Below are 17,134 nucleotides of genomic sequence, written 5' to 3'. Positions count from 1 at the left end.
GGAATGCAATGCCTTCTTGCAAAAGCTGTGAAAATATCATTGGGCGAGAACCTTAACTCAGGCTGACTTTCCCACCCGCATGACGCGTTATTTTGCCCGCCAGTTCCAACTCCAGAAAGCCGGACAACACGGCTTCGGTCGGTAAGCCTGAAAGGCGGATAACCTCATCTATATGTACGGCACTTGGGCTCAGCAGGGAAAGTAAGGTGCCCTCGCTGGTCTCTGTCGTAGTCCTGATACGTTCTGAGGTTGTGACGATTTCGCGCGGTGTGAAATCAAAATCGGCTTGAAGAATCGGCTGTTTGCCTTGGTGCCATGTGCTCAGCTCATTCAAGATATCATCAGCGTTTTCCACCAGTATAGCGCCGTCCTTAAGGAGTTTGTTGGCGCCTTGGGAGCGCGGGTCAAGCGGTGAGCCGGGCACAGCAAATACATCACGGCCCTGTTCAAGGGCACAGCGCGCTGTGATCAGGGAGCCGGATCGCAGCGCCGCCTCCACAATCAATACCCCGTCCGACAGGCCAGAGATAATGCGGTTACGGCGCGGGAAGTGCCGGGCTTGCGGCTGTGTGCCCGGCGGCATTTCGCTAACCACCAGCCCGTCACTGGTAAGCTTATGGTAAAGCTCGGTATTTTCGCGCGGATAAATCACATCAAGCCCGCCTGCTACACAGGCGACGGTAGCGCTGAGCGATGCTTTATGGGCCGCAGCGTCAATACCGCGCGCGAGCCCGGATACGATTACGGTGCCTGCGTCCGATACCTTGCCCGCCAGCATGCCGGTGAGCTTGATGCCGCTTGCGCTTGCGTTTCGGGCACCCACCACGCCAAGCGTGGAGGTTGGGCTTAAAAGGTCAGTATTTCCAAGGGTATAGAGCACAGGTGGTGCATCTTCAGTGGCGGCAAGTCGGTAGGGGTAGGCGCTTTCACCCCAGAAAAAGGCTTGCGCGTCCAAACGGTTGACGGCCTCAAGCTCGCGCGCGCAATCACGCGCATCAGCTATACGCAATGGTTTGCGCCTGCCGCTAGAGGCCGCAAGCTCCGGCGCTTGTTCCGCTGCCGTAACACCGCTCCCGAACCGCATGATCAGTTGCCGGAACAGTACAGGGCCAATGCCGTCTGTGCGGATCAGGCGCAATCGAGCCAGTCGTTCTTCGTCAGAGAAACTGATCAATGTTTCCGTTTTGTTCATGGTGAAACTGTGGCGAACTTCGCCACATATGTCAATAAAGTGTGCGTGGTTATGCGGCGTATGTGAGGCGCGAGTGTGGCGTTAAGTATGGCGTGTTTCGCCTCACCCGCCGGGTGTGGTCTATTTCTTCTTGGCGCCTATTTTCGGTTCTTCACCCTTCATTATCCGGGCGATGTTGTCACGGTGCCGGATATAGATGACAAGGGTCATGAAAGCGATGGGCATCCAACCCGGCCCAAGTTGCAGATAAAATGCCACGAGCGGGGAAAGGAGCGAAGCAATAAGCGCCGAGAGGGACGAGATACGGAAGAGGGCCGCGGCCAACAGCCAAAGCCCGGCAAACGCGATCCCGAGCATCCACGAGATAGCAAACAGCGTGCCCACGAAGGTCGCAACACCTTTGCCGCCCTTGAAACCAAGATAGACGGGGAAACAGTGCCCGATGAAAGCCGCAGCGCCGGCAAGGGCCGCAAGCTCGGGCGCGACATAGTAGCGGGTGAGCAGCACGGCGATAGCGCCTTTGCCTGCATCGAGAAGGAGCGTTGCGAGGGCGAGGTCCTTCCGCCCGGTGCGCAATACGTTGGTTGCACCAATGTTGCCGGAGCCGATCTCGCGGATATCGCCAAGGCCCGCAAGTTTTGTGAACACAAGACCAAAGGGAACTGCACCCAAAAGATAACTCAAGGCAAGCACGGCCAGTGCTTCAATGGAAAAGCTCACGCTTTTGTCTCCCCTCCCGCAGCAACAAGCAGCCCCATATTGCCCCGGGCTGGCTTGCTACCTATTGTCACCCATCAGGCAGTATAAAGTGCTTTGCCTGCAACAACCGTCCGCCAAACCTGCCCTTGAACGGGCAGCGTGTCAAACGGCATGTTCCTGGCACTTGAAAGCAGGTCGTCCTGCACGATACGCCATGGTTTATCCGGGTCGAAGATCACCAGATCAGCAGGTGCGCCAGCTTCCAGCTTGCCAGACGGCAGGCCGAGAAGGGCCGCCGGTGTGCTGGTGAGTGCGCGCAGGAGCGTCATCATGTCAACCTTGCCGGAATGCACAGAGCCAAGCGTCAACGCCAGCATGGTCTCAAACCCGACCATGCCTTCATCGGCCTGACCAAAAGGCAGGCGCTTCACATCGGCGCTTTTGGGGTCATGGTCTGAAACAATGGTATCGATGGTGCCGTCAGCCAAACCCGCAATCAGCGCAAGCCGGTCTTCTTCAGAGCGCAGCGGCGGGCGTACTTTCGCAAAAGTGCGGTAGCCTTCAAGCGCGTTATCGTTAAGCATCAGATAGTGCGGTGCGGTGGAGCAGGTGACCTTCACCCCGCGTTTTTTTGCGGCGCGGATGGCGTCCACCCCTTCGCGGCTTGAAATCAGCGCGAAGTGAATGCGGGCACCAACAAGCTCGGCCAACCGTGCATCGCGTTCTATTTGGATCACTTCGGCGGCCGAAGGCACACCTGTAAGACCAAGCCGCGTGGCGATCTCGCCTTCATGGGCAACGGCGCCGCTTGCCAGGCTTTTGTCTTCCGCGAACTGTACGATCAGTGCGCCAAAATAGCCCGAGTATTCGAGCAGCCTACGCATGACCTGGCTATCAGACACTGGCGTGCGGCAATCTGTGAACGCCACAGCGCCAGACTGCTGCATCTGGCCGATCTCGGCAATCTGTTCGCCCCGCATGGAGCGGGTTGCCGCCCCCATGGGGAACACATTCACGGTTTCACTGTCTTCTGACCGGCGACGGATGCGTTCAACAACCGCGTCGGTATCAATCACCGTGGTCTGGTCAGGCTGCAGGATCACTGTGGTTATGCCACCCTTGAGGGCTGATTCTGCGTCTACCCTGTGGGCGCGCATATCAATAAAACCGGGGCAGAGGATATGGCCTTTGCAGTCGATAACCTCGGCGCCATCCGGCACAGATACGTCTGCGCCAAAGGCGGTGATCACTTCACCATTCGTGGTGAGCGTGCCTTTGGTATCAAGCCCGGTTTTCGGGTCCATTAGGCGGGCATTTATATAAGCGATGCTCATGTGTCGCTTTCCCCCCTCAAGCCTTTGGTCAGGATATCAAGGCAGGCCATGCGAACGGCCACGCCCATTTCCACCTGTTCCTCAATCGCGGAACGGTCAAGGTCGTCTGCAACGTCTGAAGCGATCTCAACTCCGCGGTTCATTGGGCCGGGGTGCATCACAAGTACATCGTCCTTGGCGTATTTCAGTTTCTCGTGGGTCAGGCCCCAGAACTGGTAATATTCGCGCAGGCTGGGCAGGAAAGCGCCCTGCATGCGCTCTTGCTGTAGCCTGAGCATCATCACAACGTCCGCGCCCTCCAGGCCTTCGTCCATACGGTGGAAAACTTCCACGCCCAGCCGGTCTACGTCTTTGGGCAGCAGCGTCGGCGGGGCAACAAGGCGCACCCGTGCGCCCATGGCGTTCAGGAGGTATATATTCGAGCGGGCAACCCGGCTGTGCGCCACATCGCCTGAGATCACAATGGTCTGGCCGTGGATCCTGCCTTTGCGGCGGCGAATGGTCAGCGCATCCAGAAGTGCCTGTGTCGGGTGTTCCGACCGGCCGTCACCGGCGTTGATCACTGCGCAGTCCATCTTCTCCGAAAGGAGCTTCACAGCACCACTATCTGCATGGCGCATTACCAGCACATCCGGGTGCATGGCGTTCAGCGTCGCTGCGGTATCAAGGAGGGTTTCCCCCTTCTTGATCGAGCTTGAGCCGGTGGACATGGATGTGACATCCATGCCCAGGCGCTTGCCTGCGATCTCGAAGCTCATCAGCGTGCGGGTCGAATTCTCGAAAAACAGGTTGATTTGGGTCAGGCCGTCACACTTGTCTGTGGACTTTTTCGCCTGCCTGTTCTGTTCCGCGTAACCGTCCGCCGTATCAAGCAGATACTTGATTGCGGTGGGGTCCAGCGCCCAGATGCCGAGGAGATGTTTGTGAGGGAAAAGCTGGCCCGAGGGCGGAGAGACTTCCGCGCGCGGGTAAGAGGCCGTTTCGGTCGTTTGCTTGCTCATCAAGCTGGCCTTATAGGGGCAAATGCCCAAGGCCGCAAGTACTTGTTCAAAAGCATTTTCCTGTGATGCGCAGGTGACCTTATGGGCTGTTGCGAGCAGGCCTAATGGCCTGCCCTCCGCCTGCCATTATATGGTCATGGTTTCCTTTAAGTCTGATTTCGCTCAACCAGTGTGGTTTTTATTGCTATATTAAGTTGCCAATTGCTTGTGATGACGGGCCTTGGAACGGGAGGTGCAGATGGACGTTGTTATGTCTTCGATCCATATGTGGCTGACGTTTGCAGTCATTGTCGGGGCCATATCTTTTTATGCCAGCGAGCGGTTCTCTGTTGAGATCATATCGCTCGGGGCGCTCGTCACATTGTTGCTGATATTCTATTTCATCCCGCTTGACGGTGACGAGACGCTGACGAGCATGGAACTGCTTGCGGGTTTTGCACACCCGGCTGTTATTACCATCCTCGCGCTTATGGTGATCGGGCAGGGCATGAGCCAGACGGCAGCATTTGAGGGGCCAACCACCTTGTTGCTGCGCTATGGCCGCCATCGCCCCAGAACCCTTGTGTTGTTGTGCCTGATGTTTGTGATGGTGCTTAGTGCGTTTCTCAACGATACACCGGTTGTGGTCATGTTCTTGCCGGTGATGATCGTGCTGGCCAACAAGCTCGGCGATACACCGGGCAGGGTGCTGATGCCGCTTAGTTTTGCGGCCATTCTTGGCGGGATGACAACACTTTTGGGCACCAGCACCAACCTGCTTGTCGCGGGCAGCTATCTGTTTCTGACCGGTGACGAAATCGGTTTTTTTGACTTTACGGTGCCGGGCCTCGTGATGGCCTTGGTGGGATTTTGTTATCTGTCGCTGGCTGCACCCCATTTGTTGAAATCGCGCGCAAAAGCGCCTGACGACAGCCACGGCCATCACGGCAGGCAGTTTATTGTACAGCTGCATTTACGCTCAAGCAGCCCCTATGTTGGCAGAACAGCGGTTGCGGGTATGCTGCCGGGGCTTGAGGCTCTGACGGTCAGGTTGATTGAGCGGCGGGGTGAGGTTTTCCTGCCGCCGTTTGAAGATGTCAGCCTCAAGACAGGCGATGTGGTGACTGGCGCGCTGACCCGTGACCAGTTGCACGATATTCTGAGCGAAGACACCGGCATGCTTTGGGGTGGCCGTGTCGTGTGGGAGCCGCACCAGAACGGCGCAAGTGCGGAAGTGCCGCACCTTTATGAAGTGCTGGTGGCGCCTGCCTCAGCCCTTGAGGGACGAACCTTGCAAGAGGCGGGCGCGACTCTGGCGGGGGGCAGTATGATCATCGGTGTGCAGCGGAAAACGAGAATGCCGCGCAGCAGCCTGTATGGCATTCGCCTTGAAGCGGGTGATATCCTGCTGGTATGCGGTAACGCGGGCCAGATGCGGGCGCTGCGCAATAACCGCGATGTGGTTTTGATGGAGTGGTCGGGCCACGCTATCCTTGACAAGGGTAAAAAATGGGCTGCGCGGCTTATTTTTCTTGGCACTGTGTTTGCGTCTGCAAGTGGACTGTTGCCTATTGTTATTGCCGCAGTCGGCGGCGCTTTCCTGATGGTAACAAGTGGTTGCCTGACGGTGCATCAGGCCAGCCGGGCAGTGAATCGCCGGGTCTATCTGCTGGTGGCTGCGGCTCTTGGTATGGGCGCAGCGATGGAGGCATCCGGCGGTGCCGCGTTTCTGGCCATGGGTTTGGTTGAGACGTTTCAGGGTGCATCTGCACCGGTTATGCTCTCGGCGCTGTTTATCCTTATTGCGGTAATTTCAAATATCCTCAGCAACAACACAACCGCCATCCTGTTCACGCCTATCGCGGTGGATATGGCGAACCAGCTGGAGCTTCCTGCCTTGCCTTTTGTGGTGACGGTTATTTTTGCTGCCAACTGCTCCTTCGCCACACCGGTAAGTTATCAGACCAACCTTCTGGTTATGGGGCCGGGCCGGTATGTTTTTGGCGATTACCTGCGCTTTGGTGTGCCGCTGGTGGTGGTGCTGTGGGTGACCTTCACGCTGTTTGTGCCGTGGTATTATGGCCTTTAAAGCGCGCGGCCCATGGCTCGGGCTCCGCGCAGCAGCTGTTGGCGACGGTAGCGATAAGCCTGTACCAGGAAACAAGCACCATGATGGCCATGGTCTCACCCTCATTATAGGTAGCGTGAAGCCAGGATTTCACCGGTTCGGAAATGCTCGCTTGCCCTAAAATATCATCACAGGCCAGAAGCGCGGCGCGTTCGCCTTTAGTCCAGCGCGCATCATCAGCGCTTCCGTGTGATACAGCTTTCACGTCTTCCGCTGAAAGGTTTGCAGCGTCTGCAAAGGCGGTGACATGCACGCCCCATTCATACTCGCATGCCATTTGGGCACAAGTGCGCAGGATAAGCATCTCCCGTACGCGCAGGCTAAGCGGCGAAGCTTTGCCCAGAAAATAAGCCCCGAGCGGCAGCATGGCGTCCATCAGGCTTGTGTTTTTGGCGAGGGTGCGGAAAAGCACGAGCGGTTCAAACGGTGCGCCGGGTGGCATCCATTTTTTGAGCGTGGCTTCCATGGCTGGTTCATAGGGGGGCTCAAGCGGGCTGACAGCAGGGGTAAACGGCATTTGCTTTCTCCTTCGAATGATACTGAAATAGTATCGATACTAAAAACGTAGCATTCGGAGTTGGAGTTTCAAGGCCGGAAGGGCAGTTTGTTTAAAAACAGGCGCGTGACCGGGCTAGTTGAAAAGCCATGGTTGAAAGGCCGAGGGGAGAGGAAAGGGGCAGGCCGCTAGAATTCTTCTGCCCAGCGTCCAGCCCATGTATGCAAGGGGCCAAAGGCCTTGATGAGGTCAAGCCCAAGCGGGGTAAGCCGCCAGCGACGGTCATCGTCGCTTTCGATGATTTTGGCGGTTTCAAGTTCCTTCAGGCGGGTTGAAAGCACGCTGGGGGACATGCCGCCACACCGGGCCTGCATTTCCCGAAAGCCTATGGCGCCGTCGCGCAGCTCCCATATGACGCGCAGGCTCCAACGTCGGCCCAGAAGATCAAGCGCTGCCATTATCGGGCGGCCTGACGATGATCCTTTCACCGGTTGGCCGGGCAGGGGGACCTTTTTTTCAGCGTGTGAAGGCACGGGTATTACTCGTCATAAAACACGCGTTCATAGACCACGCGGCCAGCATGGCCTTCAAGCGCGCCTTTCCAGCACTCAAGCGCCATGAAGTGCGCGTTTTGGGCGTCGTTATCGCTGTAGGTCAGGCCGAAGTCTGCGGCGGGCTGAAACCCTACCTTGTTATAAAAGCTGGTGTGGCCCAGAAGCACAAGCGCATCGGCTTCAATGGCGGCCAGACTTTCCTGCAGGAACTTGCCGCCGATGCCTTGCCGCTGGTGCTCCGTATCAACAGCCATGGGGCCAAGGCCCCATATTTCACGCTTGCTGTCCATGCCTTCAATATGCACCCGGCTGTATCCGATGTAGCCCACAAGCGCGCCCTTGTCCCACAGCCCGTGTTCTGCGCACATGCGCTCGGCTGTCCTTAGCTTGCGCACAAGGTTGGCTTCAAATTCGGTGGGGAAGTTGGCGCGCAGGAGGCTGTCGATATTCGGGCCGTTATCGACGCTTATTTCTGGGTCAAAGCGCATGTAATGCTCCTTGAAGAATATAGGCCGCCGCCATCTTGTCGATCACGTCCTTACGACGCGCGCGGCTGCTGTCTGCTTCGAGAAGTGTACGCTCAACAGCACTTGTGGACAAGCGTTCGTCCCAAAGAACCTGAGGCAGGTCAAACACCTTGCCGAGATTGTCGGAGAAGGCACGCACCGACTGGCAGCGCGGGCCTTCGCTGCCGTCCATATTTACTGGCCAGCCGATAATGAAGCCGCCGATGTTATGCTCCGCCACCAATACCTCAAGCCGCGCAACATCATCCTTGAAGCGTTTGCGCCGGATAATCTCAAGCGGCGTTGCGACAGTGAAGGTGATGTCTGAAAGCGCAAGGCCAATGGTTTTGGTGCCCGGGTCCATGCCCAGAAGGCGCTGCCGGGGTTTCATCCGGGCCTTGAGCTCAAGAACGGTGACCTGTTTGCTCAACGGTTGGCCTCCAGCCATGCTTTGGCACGCGCGGCGGCATTGGCGCGAATGTTCATGTAGAACAGGTTAATGTCATAACCGTGATAATTCTCACCCGTCATCAGATACTCGCGCCAGCTGCCTTGCGGTGGCTCCGTAAGATACAGAATACCGCGTTGGCCGCAGCGCGCACCGGTGAGGCCCTCTATGGGCGCAGAGATCGGGCCGGGGTCAGGCAGCAGCTCAATGGCGCCAAGGTTGGCTTCGCGGCTGGCTTTACCGCCCACGTGCCAGTTGAGCGGGTTGGTGCACAGCATGGTGGTGCCTGCACGAGCCTTGCCGTTCAGGCCCGGTGTTTTGGCGAACATATCCAGAAGGCCGCTTGGGTCACCGTCTTTCGAAAAGCTCTGGTATGAGATCACACAGCCGGTTTCCTTGGGGCTTTCACAAGCACCGATGCCGTCAAGCGCGCCAAGGTCGCCCTCAAGGCTCACCGGCCAGCCAATGACATAAGCCGCAACCATGCGGTCACGCAGCTCAGGCATGGGGGCGATACGTTCCGCCAGCAGGAGAAGAGCATGAAGCGCGCCCTGGCTGTGGCCGGCCAGAATGAAAGGCCGCCCGGCGTTGTCGTTCGCGAGGTAATAGTCAAAAGCGTTCAGGACGTCAGCATGGGCACGAACGATGGCCTGTACGCCCTGGCCGCTGTCGTCAAAAAAGGCACCAAAGGCAGCCTGCCGGTATTTCGGTGCATAAACCTGACCCGCGAGATTAAAGGCGCTGGCTTGATAGCGCATGGTGAAGTTCGTCCGCCTGCGCACGGCGGCTTCGTCGCCTTCAAGCTCTGCGTTCCAGCGGTCTTTGCTCATGTAGGTTGTGGGGTGGATGTAAAAGACGTCTACCGCAGGCAGCATCATGGTTTGCACCACACCTTCCGGCAGCAGGGTGGCTTGGCTGTCAAGGCCGGGCCGTGCAGCCCATGCGCTCTCATCGGCATAATCTGGCGCTTCGCGGTGGTCTTCACTGGCAATCTCGTGGGTTGGCACAAATGCCCAGCGCAACATGGTGCCCTGATTGCTGGTGAACAGCACGCCCGCGATCAGGATCAGCACGATGATGGCGGCAATCGCCAGCAGGAACTTTGCCGCAGGTGCGGTTTTATGTTTCGCCATTTTCTTGTCTCCCCCTACCGGTGGTATCCATCAGGATACGTTCGTCTCGCGTGGCCACAGGGCCATGATATGGTCATCTACGACACGCCCGTCTTCATAGCGGACAGCGCCTCTTCGTGTTCCCTCAAACTGGAACCCAAGCTGAGTATATAACTCAATTGCATGGGCATTGTCTGCGTGAACATGAAGCTCAATGCGTTCAAGCGTCGGGTGTATTTGCACCCAGGCAATGAAATGTGAAAGCAGTTTTTTACCCAATCCCCTGCAGCGCCAACCGCTGGCGACAGACATGGCAAAGGAGGTGGAGTGTGTGACCCGCTGCCTGCGGTCTGTCCAGCTATCCAGCATGGCGATGATCGCATTGCCTTCGGTGGCAACGAGACAGCGTTCATATTTTGATGTTGCCTTGCGCGCGATCCAGAACCGTTGCCGCCATGGGCCAGCCCTGAACTCACCGGGCGCGGTGACCATGTGCTGCGCGTCAGCAAATAGGCGCCTTTGGTACGCAATCATCGCTTTTGCGTCAGACGGTCTGGCGTTGCGGATTTCAGGCAGGGTTGTCATGAATTAAGCGGCTTCCTTTGGTCGATTTGGTGCATGGCGGCGGGGCTATTGCAAGGAGAAAATATCCCTTTGCGTCTCAGTATTTTGTGATGCTGATAGTGCTGGACGCTACCAGTGACAGGATGTAGTTTTATATTTAGGGGTATTTTATAGAAAATATGCCGATAAAACCGGCTTTGGGAGGCGAAAATTTCGTCATTTGATTCAGAAATTGATCTGATCGGTGAGAAGGAAGGCTATGGCCTGGGCGAATATCGCCTGTTTGATGCCAGTGAAGAGCTTGGCCTTGGCGATGATTTCCGCGAAATCCTTTCGTATTTCAAAGCGCGCCGCAGGGCGGGGCAACTCAATTTGAAATCAGACATATCGCCTGCGGCATTCAAGGACTATCTGCCTTGGATAGCGCTCCTGGAGCCTATCTGGGACGAGCGCGGCCATATCGTGAACGCGCGGGTCACATTGCATGGCTCCGCCGCCGCTGCTGCATACTCGAACGTAACAGGCAAGCTTGTGCGTGACGTTCACAAGCCGGAGGTTGCGAACCGTCTCGTGGCTTCGCTTGACGCATCAAATGCCCGCCGCGCCGGGGTTATTGGTATTAGCGAAGAACGCCTTGGCCCGCCACCCCACGTGCGGCTCAATATTCTTTATTTACCGGTGACATCGGACGGTGAGCAGATCACCCACTTTTTCGCCTACGGACGGCTTGACCGATTGGGCTGATCACGAATAGCACTGAATTATCCGCTATTATCTGCGAAACACATGCATTCACGCTTGCCCGGCGCGCAATCAGGCGTTAAGTTCCGCGCTGATTTCTAGGGTTTTTCCTGACAGTTCATAGGGAATTTTCATGTCGAACATAGACAAGGCGACAGTGGCCAAGATTGCCCGGCTCGCGCGTATTAAAATTGAAGATGAAAAGCTGGAGCCACTCGCGGGTGAGCTCAACAATATTCTCGGCTGGGTCGAGCAGCTTGACGAGGTTAACACCGATAACATCGAGCCGATGTCGAGCGTGGTGGATGCCAAGCTTCGCTGGCGCGCGGATGAGATCACCGACGGTGATTGCCAGGAAAAGGTGCTCAAGAACGCACCCCGTGGCGAGTACGGCTTTTTTGCCGTGCCTAAAGTGATTGAATAGGGGCTGGTGGTATGAGTGATTTAACCAAACTTTCGATTGCTGATGCGCGCGACCTCTTGGGGAAGGGCGACTTGTCGTCCCGCGAGTTGACGGAAGCCCACATCAAGGCCGTAGACAGTGCTGACGCGCTGAACGCATATGTCGCGAAAACGCCGGAACTGGCGCTTGAGATGGCAGACCGCGCAGACGGCATGATCAAAGCCGGTAACGCCAAAGGCATGACCGGTATCCCCGTGGGCATCAAGGACCTGTTCGCCACCAAGGGTGTGCACACGCAGGCCTGTTCGCACATTCTGGATGGTTTCAAGCCCGAGTATGAAAGCTCGGTGAGCCAGAACCTGTGGGATGATGGTGCCGTTATGCTGGGTAAGCTCAATATGGATGAGTTTGCCATGGGCTCCTCGAATGAGACAAGCTATTACGGCCCGGTGAAAAACCCGTGGCGCGCCAAAGGTTCCAATAATGATTTTGTGCCCGGTGGTTCGTCCGGTGGGTCTGTGGCCTCTGTTGCAGGTTACGCGGCAATGGGCGCGACCGCATCAGACACTGGTGGTTCTATCCGCCAGCCAGCGGCCTTCACCGGCACATTTGGTATCAAGCCAACATATGGCCGTTGCAGCCGTTTTGGCATGGTGGCCTTCGCAAGTAGCCTTGATCAGGCTGGCCCGATCACCCGCAACGTGCGGGACGGGGCTATCATGCTTGAGAGCATGTCAGGGTTTGACGCGAAGGACAGCACCAGCGTTGATGTGGCAGTGCCTAACTTTGAAGCGGCGCTTACGGGCGACGTTCGCGGCATGAAGATCGGTATTCCAAAAGAATACCATCTTGACGGTATGCCCGCGGAAATTGAAGCGCTGTGGAACCAGGGCATTGAATGGATGAAAGCTGCGGGCGCCGAGATCGTGAACATCTCGCTGCCGCACACCAAATATGCGCTGCCAACCTATTATATCGTGGCACCAGCCGAAGCCTCCTCCAACCTTGCCCGTTATGACGGTGTGCGCTACGGCTTGCGCGAGCTGGTTGAAGGCGGTGGCCTTGCGGATATGTATGAAGCAACCCGCGCCGCCGGTTTTGGCGACGAAGTGAAACGCCGTATCATGATCGGCACTTATGTGCTTTCGGCAGGCTATTATGATGCCTATTACCTGAAAGCCCAGAAGGTTCGCCAGCTTATCGCCAACGATTTCAAGGAAGCTTTCTCAAAAGTGGATGCGATCCTGACGCCAACAGCGCCAAGTGCGGCGTTTGCGTTTGGTGAAAAATCGGCTGACCCGATCGCCATGTATCTCAATGATGTGTTCACGGTGCCAGCGTCGCTTGCCGGTATCCCGGGCTCAAGCGTGCCTGCGGGGCTTGATGCCAGCGGCTTGCCGCTTGGCCTTCAGGTGCTTGGTAAAGCGTGGGACGAAGAAACTGTGTTCAAAGTATCAGGTGTGATCGAGGAAGCTGCGGGCTTCACGGCCAAACCTGAAGAGTGGTGGAGGTAAGCGTCATGAGCAAATTTCTTATTCAGGGCGCCACAGGTGATTTTGAGGTCGTGATCGGCCTTGAGGTGCACGCGCAAGTGACCTCAAACGCAAAATTGTTCTCTGGTGCCGCAACCGAGTTTGGCGCGGAACCCAACTCGCAGGTGAGCCTTGTGGATGCGGCCATGCCCGGCATGCTGCCGACCATTAACGCTGAATGTATCCGCCAGGCGGTACGCACCGGCTTGGCACTGGGCGCAGAGATCCATAAATTCTCGGTGTTTGACCGCAAGAACTATTTTTATGCTGACCTGCCGCAAGGCTACCAGATCAGCCAGTTCAAACACCCGATTGTGGGTGAGGGCACCATCACGCTTGATCTGGGAGAAGGCCGCACCAAGGATGTCGGCATTGAACGTATTCACCTTGAGCAGGATGCGGGCAAGTCGATGCATGACCAGCACCCGCAATATACCTATGTGGACCTGAACCGTTCAGGCGTTGCCTTGATGGAGATCGTCTCCAAGCCGGATATGACAAGCCCTGAGGAAGCCGGTGCTTATGTCACCAAGCTTCGCACCATTTTGCGTTATATCGGCAGCTGTGACGGCAATATGGAACAGGGCAGCATGCGCGCAGACGTGAACGTTTCCGTTCGCCGCGCTGGTGAGCCGCTTGGCACGCGTTGTGAGATCAAGAACGTGAACTCGGTTCGTTTTGTGCGTCAGGCTATTGAGTATGAAGCACAGCGCCAGGTGGATATCATCGAGGCTGGCGGCAAGATCGATCAGGAAACCCGCCTGTTTGACCCGGGCAAGGGTGAGACACGGTCCATGCGTTCCAAGGAAGAAGCGCATGATTACCGCTATTTCCCTGACCCTGACCTGTTGCCGGTAGAGTTTGACGATGCCTTTGTGGATAGCGCGCGCGACAGCCTGCCTGAGCTGCCGGACGAGAAAAAAGCCCGTTTTGTGAACGAGCTTGGTTTGCCCGATTATAACGCAAGCGTTCTGGTGGCAGAAAAAGAGTCATGCGACTATTTTGAAAACCTGATCGCGGCACTGGCCAAAAGCACAGGCAAGGACGCAAAAGGCCTTGGCGCAAAAGCATCCAACTGGGTAACCGGTGACCTGTTCGGCGCGCTCAATAAAGCGGGCAAAACGGTTAATGAAAGCCCGGTGAGTGCGACCCAGGGCGCTGAATTGCTTGCGCTTATTGAAGACGGCACCATCTCTGGCCGTATCGCCAAGGACGTGTTCGAGATCATGTTCGAGACCGGCAAGGACGCAGGCGTGATCGTTGAGGAAAAAGGCCTCAAGCAGGTTTCCGACACTGGCGAGATCGAGAAGATCATTGACGAAGTGATCGCCGCGAACCCGGGCCAGCTTGAGCAGTACCGTGCAGGCAAAGACAAGCTGATCGGCTTCTTTGTGGGGCAGGTGATGAAAGCCACTGGCGGCAAAGCCAACCCGGGCATGGTGAACAAGCTTCTCAAGCCAAAGCTCGACGGCTAACGGCTTTGGCCGCTCGGCCAAACTAAACCCGAGATATAAACCGGAAAGACTGGCCCAAAAAGGCCGGTCTTTTTGCGTTAAGGAGACGGTTTTTCGCGGTGGAGCGACGCGACGGACATCCCGCATGGGTGTATCCTCAGGGCACGCAGGAGGTCGTAGTTTAAGGGAGCGAGGGACCCATGACCAAATTTGAAACCAACCGCCGCACGGCGCTGAAACTGGTGCTGGCATCTGGCGCGCTTACACTTATGGTGCCGCGTGCGCTTTTCGCGGCTTCCCAGCAGGAACTGACCTATCAGGTTGACGGCATGACAGTGCCGCTTCTTATCATTCATGCGGATAACAGCGCGACGATCATGAACGTAACGCCGGATATGGGACAGGGCACTTCCACCAGTATGCCAATGATTCTGGCGGAAGAGTTTGATCTGGATTGGGAGCGCGTAACGGTGGATACGCTGCCGCTCAGGCGTTCAAGAAACGCGGAGGGCCAGATGCGCTACCGCTACCACATACAGGGCGCGGGCGGCAGTGTGAGCACCCGGTACGGCTGGGAGCCGCTCCGCACTATCGGCGCGCAGGGGCGTGATATGTTCGTGCGCGCCGCCGCTGGTCGCTGGGGTGTGGCGCCAACCGGCCTCATCACTGAGAAAGCGGTGGTGAAAAACCCCATGAGCGGCAAGAGCCTGAAGTACGCTCACCTTTTGGATGATGTGGCGAAACTCAGCCCACGTGACGATGTGCCCCTCAAGGCCCGGAAAGACTATAGAATTATCGGCACAGCAAAACGCATGAAAGCAGTGCCGGATATCATAAAGGGCAAAGCGGTTTTCGGGATAGACCAGCAAACAGAGGGCATGTTGCATGCAGTGATTGAGCGCTGCCCGCATTTCCGTGGACAGGTGCGCATGCTGGATGATAGTGCCGCGCGGCAGGTGGCCGGTGTGCACGACATCATTATCATGGAGTGGCAGGCGCCCGATAGCCCGGTGGTGGAAGAGCTGGTGGCCGGTGTGGCGGTGGTGGCAGACAGCCTGTGGGCTGCAAAAAAAGCACGTGAGCTTCTGGAGATTGAGTGGGACGCAGGGCCTTATGCTGGATATTCCTCTGCGGAAGCTGAGGCGCGCAGCCATGCGATGCTGGCGTCAGGTGAAGGCTTTGATGTGCTCGACTACGATGGCAACGTGCGCAACTTTGGTGACGTGGAGACCGCCTTTGGTGAGGCCGCGCAAACCCATGAAGCGATCTATACGGTGCGCCATATCGCCCACGCATTGATGGAGCCGCATTCTACGGTCGCGGACGTGCGCCTAAATGAGGCGTTCGTGAAGGCCCCGACCCAGTCGCTTGGTCGTGTGCAGGATATCGCCAGCATCATCAGCGGCATTCCAGCCGAAAACATCCATGTTGAGCTGGGACGGCCCGGCGGTTCCTTCGGGCGACGCTATAACCGGGATTATGTGGCTGAAGCGGTGTGGCTTTCAATGACAGTCAGAAAACCGGTGAAGGTGACCTGGATGCGCGAGGATGAGCTGACCCAGTGCCGCTACCGCGCCGCCAACAACTATAAGCTCAGGGGCGGGGTGGATAAAAACGGCAAGCTGACCGCGCTTGAGGAGATGCAGGCCAGCCCCTACCAATCATTTGATCCTGACGTGCTGCCGCCCGTTGGCTGGATGTATGAGGACCTGACCGGTTTTAATTTCGAGACCGGCATTATCCCGAACCATGTGATGAAGCAGAAGTTTTTCCCCGGCCCCGTACCGCGCGGGCCATGGCGTGCGCCAGGCAGCATCAACTCAGCCTTCGCCCAGCTCAGTTTTCTGGACGAATTGGCTGAGATGGCGGGCAAGGACACGCTTGAGTTCATGCTCTCTGTACTTGGGGACCCCCGCACCTATGGCACAGAAGAATACCCCATGGACACAGGCCGCATGGCGGCGTGCTACCGGCTGGCAGCAGAGAAAGCCGGCTGGGGCAAAAAACTGCCCAAAGGCCACGGCATGGGCATCGCGGGTTATTATTCGCACCAAAGCTATGTGGCCCATGTGGTTGAAGCGCGTGTGGATGATGACGGGCACATCACCGTTGACAAGGTAACCTCCGCCGCAGATTGCGGGCTTGTGGTGAACCCGAATGGTGTGCGGGCGCAGATTGAAGGAGCAATCCATGATGCGCTTTCTGTGGCGCTGGGGCAGGAAATCACGGTGGTGAACGCGGCTGTACAGCAGAGCAACTTCCATGAATATGATATGGCGCGGATGGACCGCAGTGTGAAAGAGATCGATATCCATATCATTGAAGGGGCTGACAGCCCAACGGGCATGGGGGAACCTGCGATGCCGCCCTTTGCGCCTGCATTGATGGGCGCGATTTACCGCGCCACAGGCAAACGCATACGCCGGTTGCCGATCGCGGACCAGCTCTCCGCATAGATATTTATAGGTGCGCCACAATTTTGCCATTAGCCATTCCCATGTTAGCCTTATGAGGAGGCTGACATGCGAACACGAGCGATTGGCATATTAACGGTGCTACTTCTTGCAGGTGGCGGGGCAGGCGCACAAGATGGTGCCTGTGACGGCAATGCTTGTGACCTGTTGAGCCCAGACCCTAAAGCTTCGGCCAGTTTTGAAAAATACCAGGTGCGCGAACAAAGCCCCGCGTGGGCATTGGCGCTTGGCACGCTCTCCGGTGCGCTGATCGGCAACGAGATTGCCGATACGGCAGGCGCGATCGGTGGTGGTGTGCTTGGTGCGGCGCTTTCCCAACAGCGGGAAGAGCGCTGGCGGGTGGAAGAGCGCGCGAAAGCGCGTGATGAAGCCCAGCGGCGTGGTGATGATATATTCTATAACCCGGCGCATCGTATACCGGTGGATGCGCACTATTTGCACACCGCAGGACCGCCACGGAAGGTGAAATAGAGCCTGCGCGCAGGTTCATGCAGTGTTCAGTTTACAATGGCTAAAC

At 57.1% G+C, this 17,134-nt stretch carries 17 protein-coding genes; 7 read left to right on the top strand and 10 right to left on the bottom strand.

The genetic code is table 11. From position 1 onward, the window contains the following. Window positions 1-52 precede the first annotated feature (52 nt). The 4 genes from dprA to ACOOGA_RS01860 all read right to left on the bottom strand — a co-directional run bounded on the left by dprA (window position 53) and on the right by ACOOGA_RS01860 (window position 4,226). Window positions 53-1,192, bottom strand: a complete 1,140-nt coding sequence (gene dprA / locus ACOOGA_RS01875) for a DNA-processing protein DprA (RefSeq protein ID WP_417461101.1) — start codon at window positions 1,190-1,192, stop codon at window positions 53-55. A 120-nt stretch (window positions 1,193-1,312) separates the two neighbouring features. Further along, the gene (gene plsY, locus ACOOGA_RS01870) at window positions 1,313-1,912 is read right to left on the bottom strand and encodes a glycerol-3-phosphate 1-O-acyltransferase PlsY (RefSeq protein ID WP_417461100.1); all 600 of its coding nucleotides are present in this window, start codon (window positions 1,910-1,912) and stop codon (window positions 1,313-1,315) included. A 74-nt stretch (window positions 1,913-1,986) separates the two neighbouring features. After that, the gene (gene pyrC / locus ACOOGA_RS01865) at window positions 1,987-3,225 is read right to left on the bottom strand and encodes a dihydroorotase (RefSeq protein ID WP_417461099.1); all 1,239 of its coding nucleotides are present in this window, start codon (window positions 3,223-3,225) and stop codon (window positions 1,987-1,989) included. Then, the gene (locus ACOOGA_RS01860; RefSeq protein ID WP_417461098.1) at window positions 3,222-4,226 is read right to left on the bottom strand and encodes an aspartate carbamoyltransferase catalytic subunit; all 1,005 of its coding nucleotides are present in this window, start codon (window positions 4,224-4,226) and stop codon (window positions 3,222-3,224) included. The genes pyrC and ACOOGA_RS01860 overlap by 4 nt, the downstream gene beginning before the upstream one ends. A 238-nt stretch (window positions 4,227-4,464) precedes the next feature. Here ACOOGA_RS01860 and ACOOGA_RS01855 point away from each other — a divergent pair, with 238 nt between their 5' ends. Beyond that, window positions 4,465-6,294 carry an SLC13 family permease gene (locus tag ACOOGA_RS01855; protein WP_417461097.1) on the top strand — a complete coding sequence of 610 codons (1,830 nt, stop codon included), beginning with the start codon at window positions 4,465-4,467 and terminating at the stop codon, window positions 6,292-6,294. Here the strand turns inward: ACOOGA_RS01855 and ACOOGA_RS01850 are convergent. The 6 genes from ACOOGA_RS01850 to ACOOGA_RS01825 form a co-directional block, all read right to left on the bottom strand. Next, the gene (locus tag ACOOGA_RS01850; protein WP_417461096.1) at window positions 6,260-6,850 is read right to left on the bottom strand and encodes a carboxymuconolactone decarboxylase family protein; all 591 of its coding nucleotides are present in this window, start codon (window positions 6,848-6,850) and stop codon (window positions 6,260-6,262) included. The genes ACOOGA_RS01855 and ACOOGA_RS01850 overlap by 35 nt on opposite strands. Window positions 6,851-7,017: 167 nt before the next feature. After that, entirely contained in the window at window positions 7,018-7,287 is a 270-nt protein-coding gene (locus ACOOGA_RS01845; protein WP_417461095.1) for a winged helix-turn-helix transcriptional regulator, read from the bottom strand. An 80-nt stretch (window positions 7,288-7,367) separates the two neighbouring features. Next, window positions 7,368-7,871, bottom strand: a complete 504-nt coding sequence (locus ACOOGA_RS01840) for a GNAT family N-acetyltransferase (protein ID WP_417461094.1) — start codon at window positions 7,869-7,871, stop codon at window positions 7,368-7,370. Beyond that, window positions 7,861-8,319, bottom strand: a complete 459-nt coding sequence (gene ruvX, locus ACOOGA_RS01835; RefSeq protein WP_417461093.1) for a Holliday junction resolvase RuvX — start codon at window positions 8,317-8,319, stop codon at window positions 7,861-7,863. The genes ACOOGA_RS01840 and ruvX overlap by 11 nt, the downstream gene beginning before the upstream one ends. Beyond that, complete coding sequence (locus tag ACOOGA_RS01830) at window positions 8,316-9,470, bottom strand: DUF3089 domain-containing protein (RefSeq protein ID WP_417461092.1); 1,155 nt, start codon at window positions 9,468-9,470, stop codon at window positions 8,316-8,318. The genes ruvX and ACOOGA_RS01830 overlap by 4 nt, the downstream gene beginning before the upstream one ends. 30 nt (window positions 9,471-9,500) lie before the next feature. Beyond that, window positions 9,501-10,034: a GNAT family N-acetyltransferase gene (locus ACOOGA_RS01825; RefSeq protein ID WP_417461091.1), complete on the bottom strand. Its 534-nt coding sequence runs from the start codon at window positions 10,032-10,034 to the stop codon at window positions 9,501-9,503. A gap of 351 nt (window positions 10,035-10,385) precedes the next feature. Here ACOOGA_RS01825 and ACOOGA_RS01820 point away from each other — a divergent pair, with 351 nt between their 5' ends. From ACOOGA_RS01820 to ACOOGA_RS01795, 6 genes are all read left to right on the top strand, one after another. Then, a complete protein-coding gene (locus ACOOGA_RS01820; protein WP_417461090.1) occupies window positions 10,386-10,757 on the top strand; it encodes a hypothetical protein in 372 nt (123 codons plus the stop codon). Window positions 10,758-10,887: 130 nt separating this feature from the next. After that, complete coding sequence (gene gatC / locus ACOOGA_RS01815; protein ID WP_417461089.1) at window positions 10,888-11,178, top strand: Asp-tRNA(Asn)/Glu-tRNA(Gln) amidotransferase subunit GatC; 291 nt, start codon at window positions 10,888-10,890, stop codon at window positions 11,176-11,178. Between the two features lie 11 nt (window positions 11,179-11,189). Beyond that, a complete protein-coding gene (gatA, locus tag ACOOGA_RS01810; RefSeq protein ID WP_417461088.1) occupies window positions 11,190-12,671 on the top strand; it encodes an Asp-tRNA(Asn)/Glu-tRNA(Gln) amidotransferase subunit GatA in 1,482 nt (493 codons plus the stop codon). A 5-nt stretch (window positions 12,672-12,676) separates the two neighbouring features. After that, window positions 12,677-14,164, top strand: coding sequence for an Asp-tRNA(Asn)/Glu-tRNA(Gln) amidotransferase subunit GatB (gene gatB / locus ACOOGA_RS01805; protein WP_417461087.1), 1,488 nt, complete (start codon window positions 12,677-12,679; stop codon window positions 14,162-14,164). Window positions 14,165-14,343: 179 nt separating this feature from the next. Next, window positions 14,344-16,599: a molybdopterin cofactor-binding domain-containing protein gene (locus ACOOGA_RS01800; RefSeq protein ID WP_417461086.1), complete on the top strand. Its 2,256-nt coding sequence runs from the start codon at window positions 14,344-14,346 to the stop codon at window positions 16,597-16,599. Between the two features lie 66 nt (window positions 16,600-16,665). Then, the gene (locus ACOOGA_RS01795) at window positions 16,666-17,088 is read left to right on the top strand and encodes a hypothetical protein (RefSeq protein WP_417461085.1); all 423 of its coding nucleotides are present in this window, start codon (window positions 16,666-16,668) and stop codon (window positions 17,086-17,088) included. Window positions 17,089-17,134 lie beyond the last annotated feature (46 nt).

The sequence above is a fragment of the Kordiimonas sp. genome (genome assembly GCF_965216265.1).
Lineage (GTDB): Bacteria > Pseudomonadota > Alphaproteobacteria > Sphingomonadales > Kordiimonadaceae > Kordiimonas.
This window is presented reverse-complemented; position numbering and strand designations above follow the sequence as displayed.

Coding starts and splice junctions, on each gene's coding strand:
- dprA (WP_417461101.1), bottom strand. CDS start 1,192: ATGAACAAAACGGAAACATTGATCAGTTTCTCTGACGAAGAACGACTG.
- pyrC (WP_417461099.1), bottom strand. CDS start 3,225: ATGAGCATCGCTTATATAAATGCCCGCCTAATGGACCCGAAAACCGGG.
- ACOOGA_RS01860 (WP_417461098.1), bottom strand. CDS start 4,226: ATGAGCAAGCAAACGACCGAAACGGCCTCTTACCCGCGCGCGGAAGTC.
- ACOOGA_RS01855 (WP_417461097.1), top strand. CDS start 4,465: ATGGACGTTGTTATGTCTTCGATCCATATGTGGCTGACGTTTGCAGTC.
- ACOOGA_RS01850 (WP_417461096.1), bottom strand. CDS start 6,850: ATGCCGTTTACCCCTGCTGTCAGCCCGCTTGAGCCCCCCTATGAACCA.
- ACOOGA_RS01845 (WP_417461095.1), bottom strand. CDS start 7,287: ATGGCAGCGCTTGATCTTCTGGGCCGACGTTGGAGCCTGCGCGTCATA.
- ACOOGA_RS01840 (WP_417461094.1), bottom strand. CDS start 7,871: ATGCGCTTTGACCCAGAAATAAGCGTCGATAACGGCCCGAATATCGAC.
- ACOOGA_RS01830 (WP_417461092.1), bottom strand. CDS start 9,470: ATGGCGAAACATAAAACCGCACCTGCGGCAAAGTTCCTGCTGGCGATT.
- ACOOGA_RS01825 (WP_417461091.1), bottom strand. CDS start 10,034: ATGACAACCCTGCCTGAAATCCGCAACGCCAGACCGTCTGACGCAAAA.
- gatC (WP_417461089.1), top strand. CDS start 10,888: ATGTCGAACATAGACAAGGCGACAGTGGCCAAGATTGCCCGGCTCGCG.
- gatA (WP_417461088.1), top strand. CDS start 11,190: ATGAGTGATTTAACCAAACTTTCGATTGCTGATGCGCGCGACCTCTTG.
- gatB (WP_417461087.1), top strand. CDS start 12,677: ATGAGCAAATTTCTTATTCAGGGCGCCACAGGTGATTTTGAGGTCGTG.
- ACOOGA_RS01800 (WP_417461086.1), top strand. CDS start 14,344: ATGACCAAATTTGAAACCAACCGCCGCACGGCGCTGAAACTGGTGCTG.
- ACOOGA_RS01795 (WP_417461085.1), top strand. CDS start 16,666: ATGCGAACACGAGCGATTGGCATATTAACGGTGCTACTTCTTGCAGGT.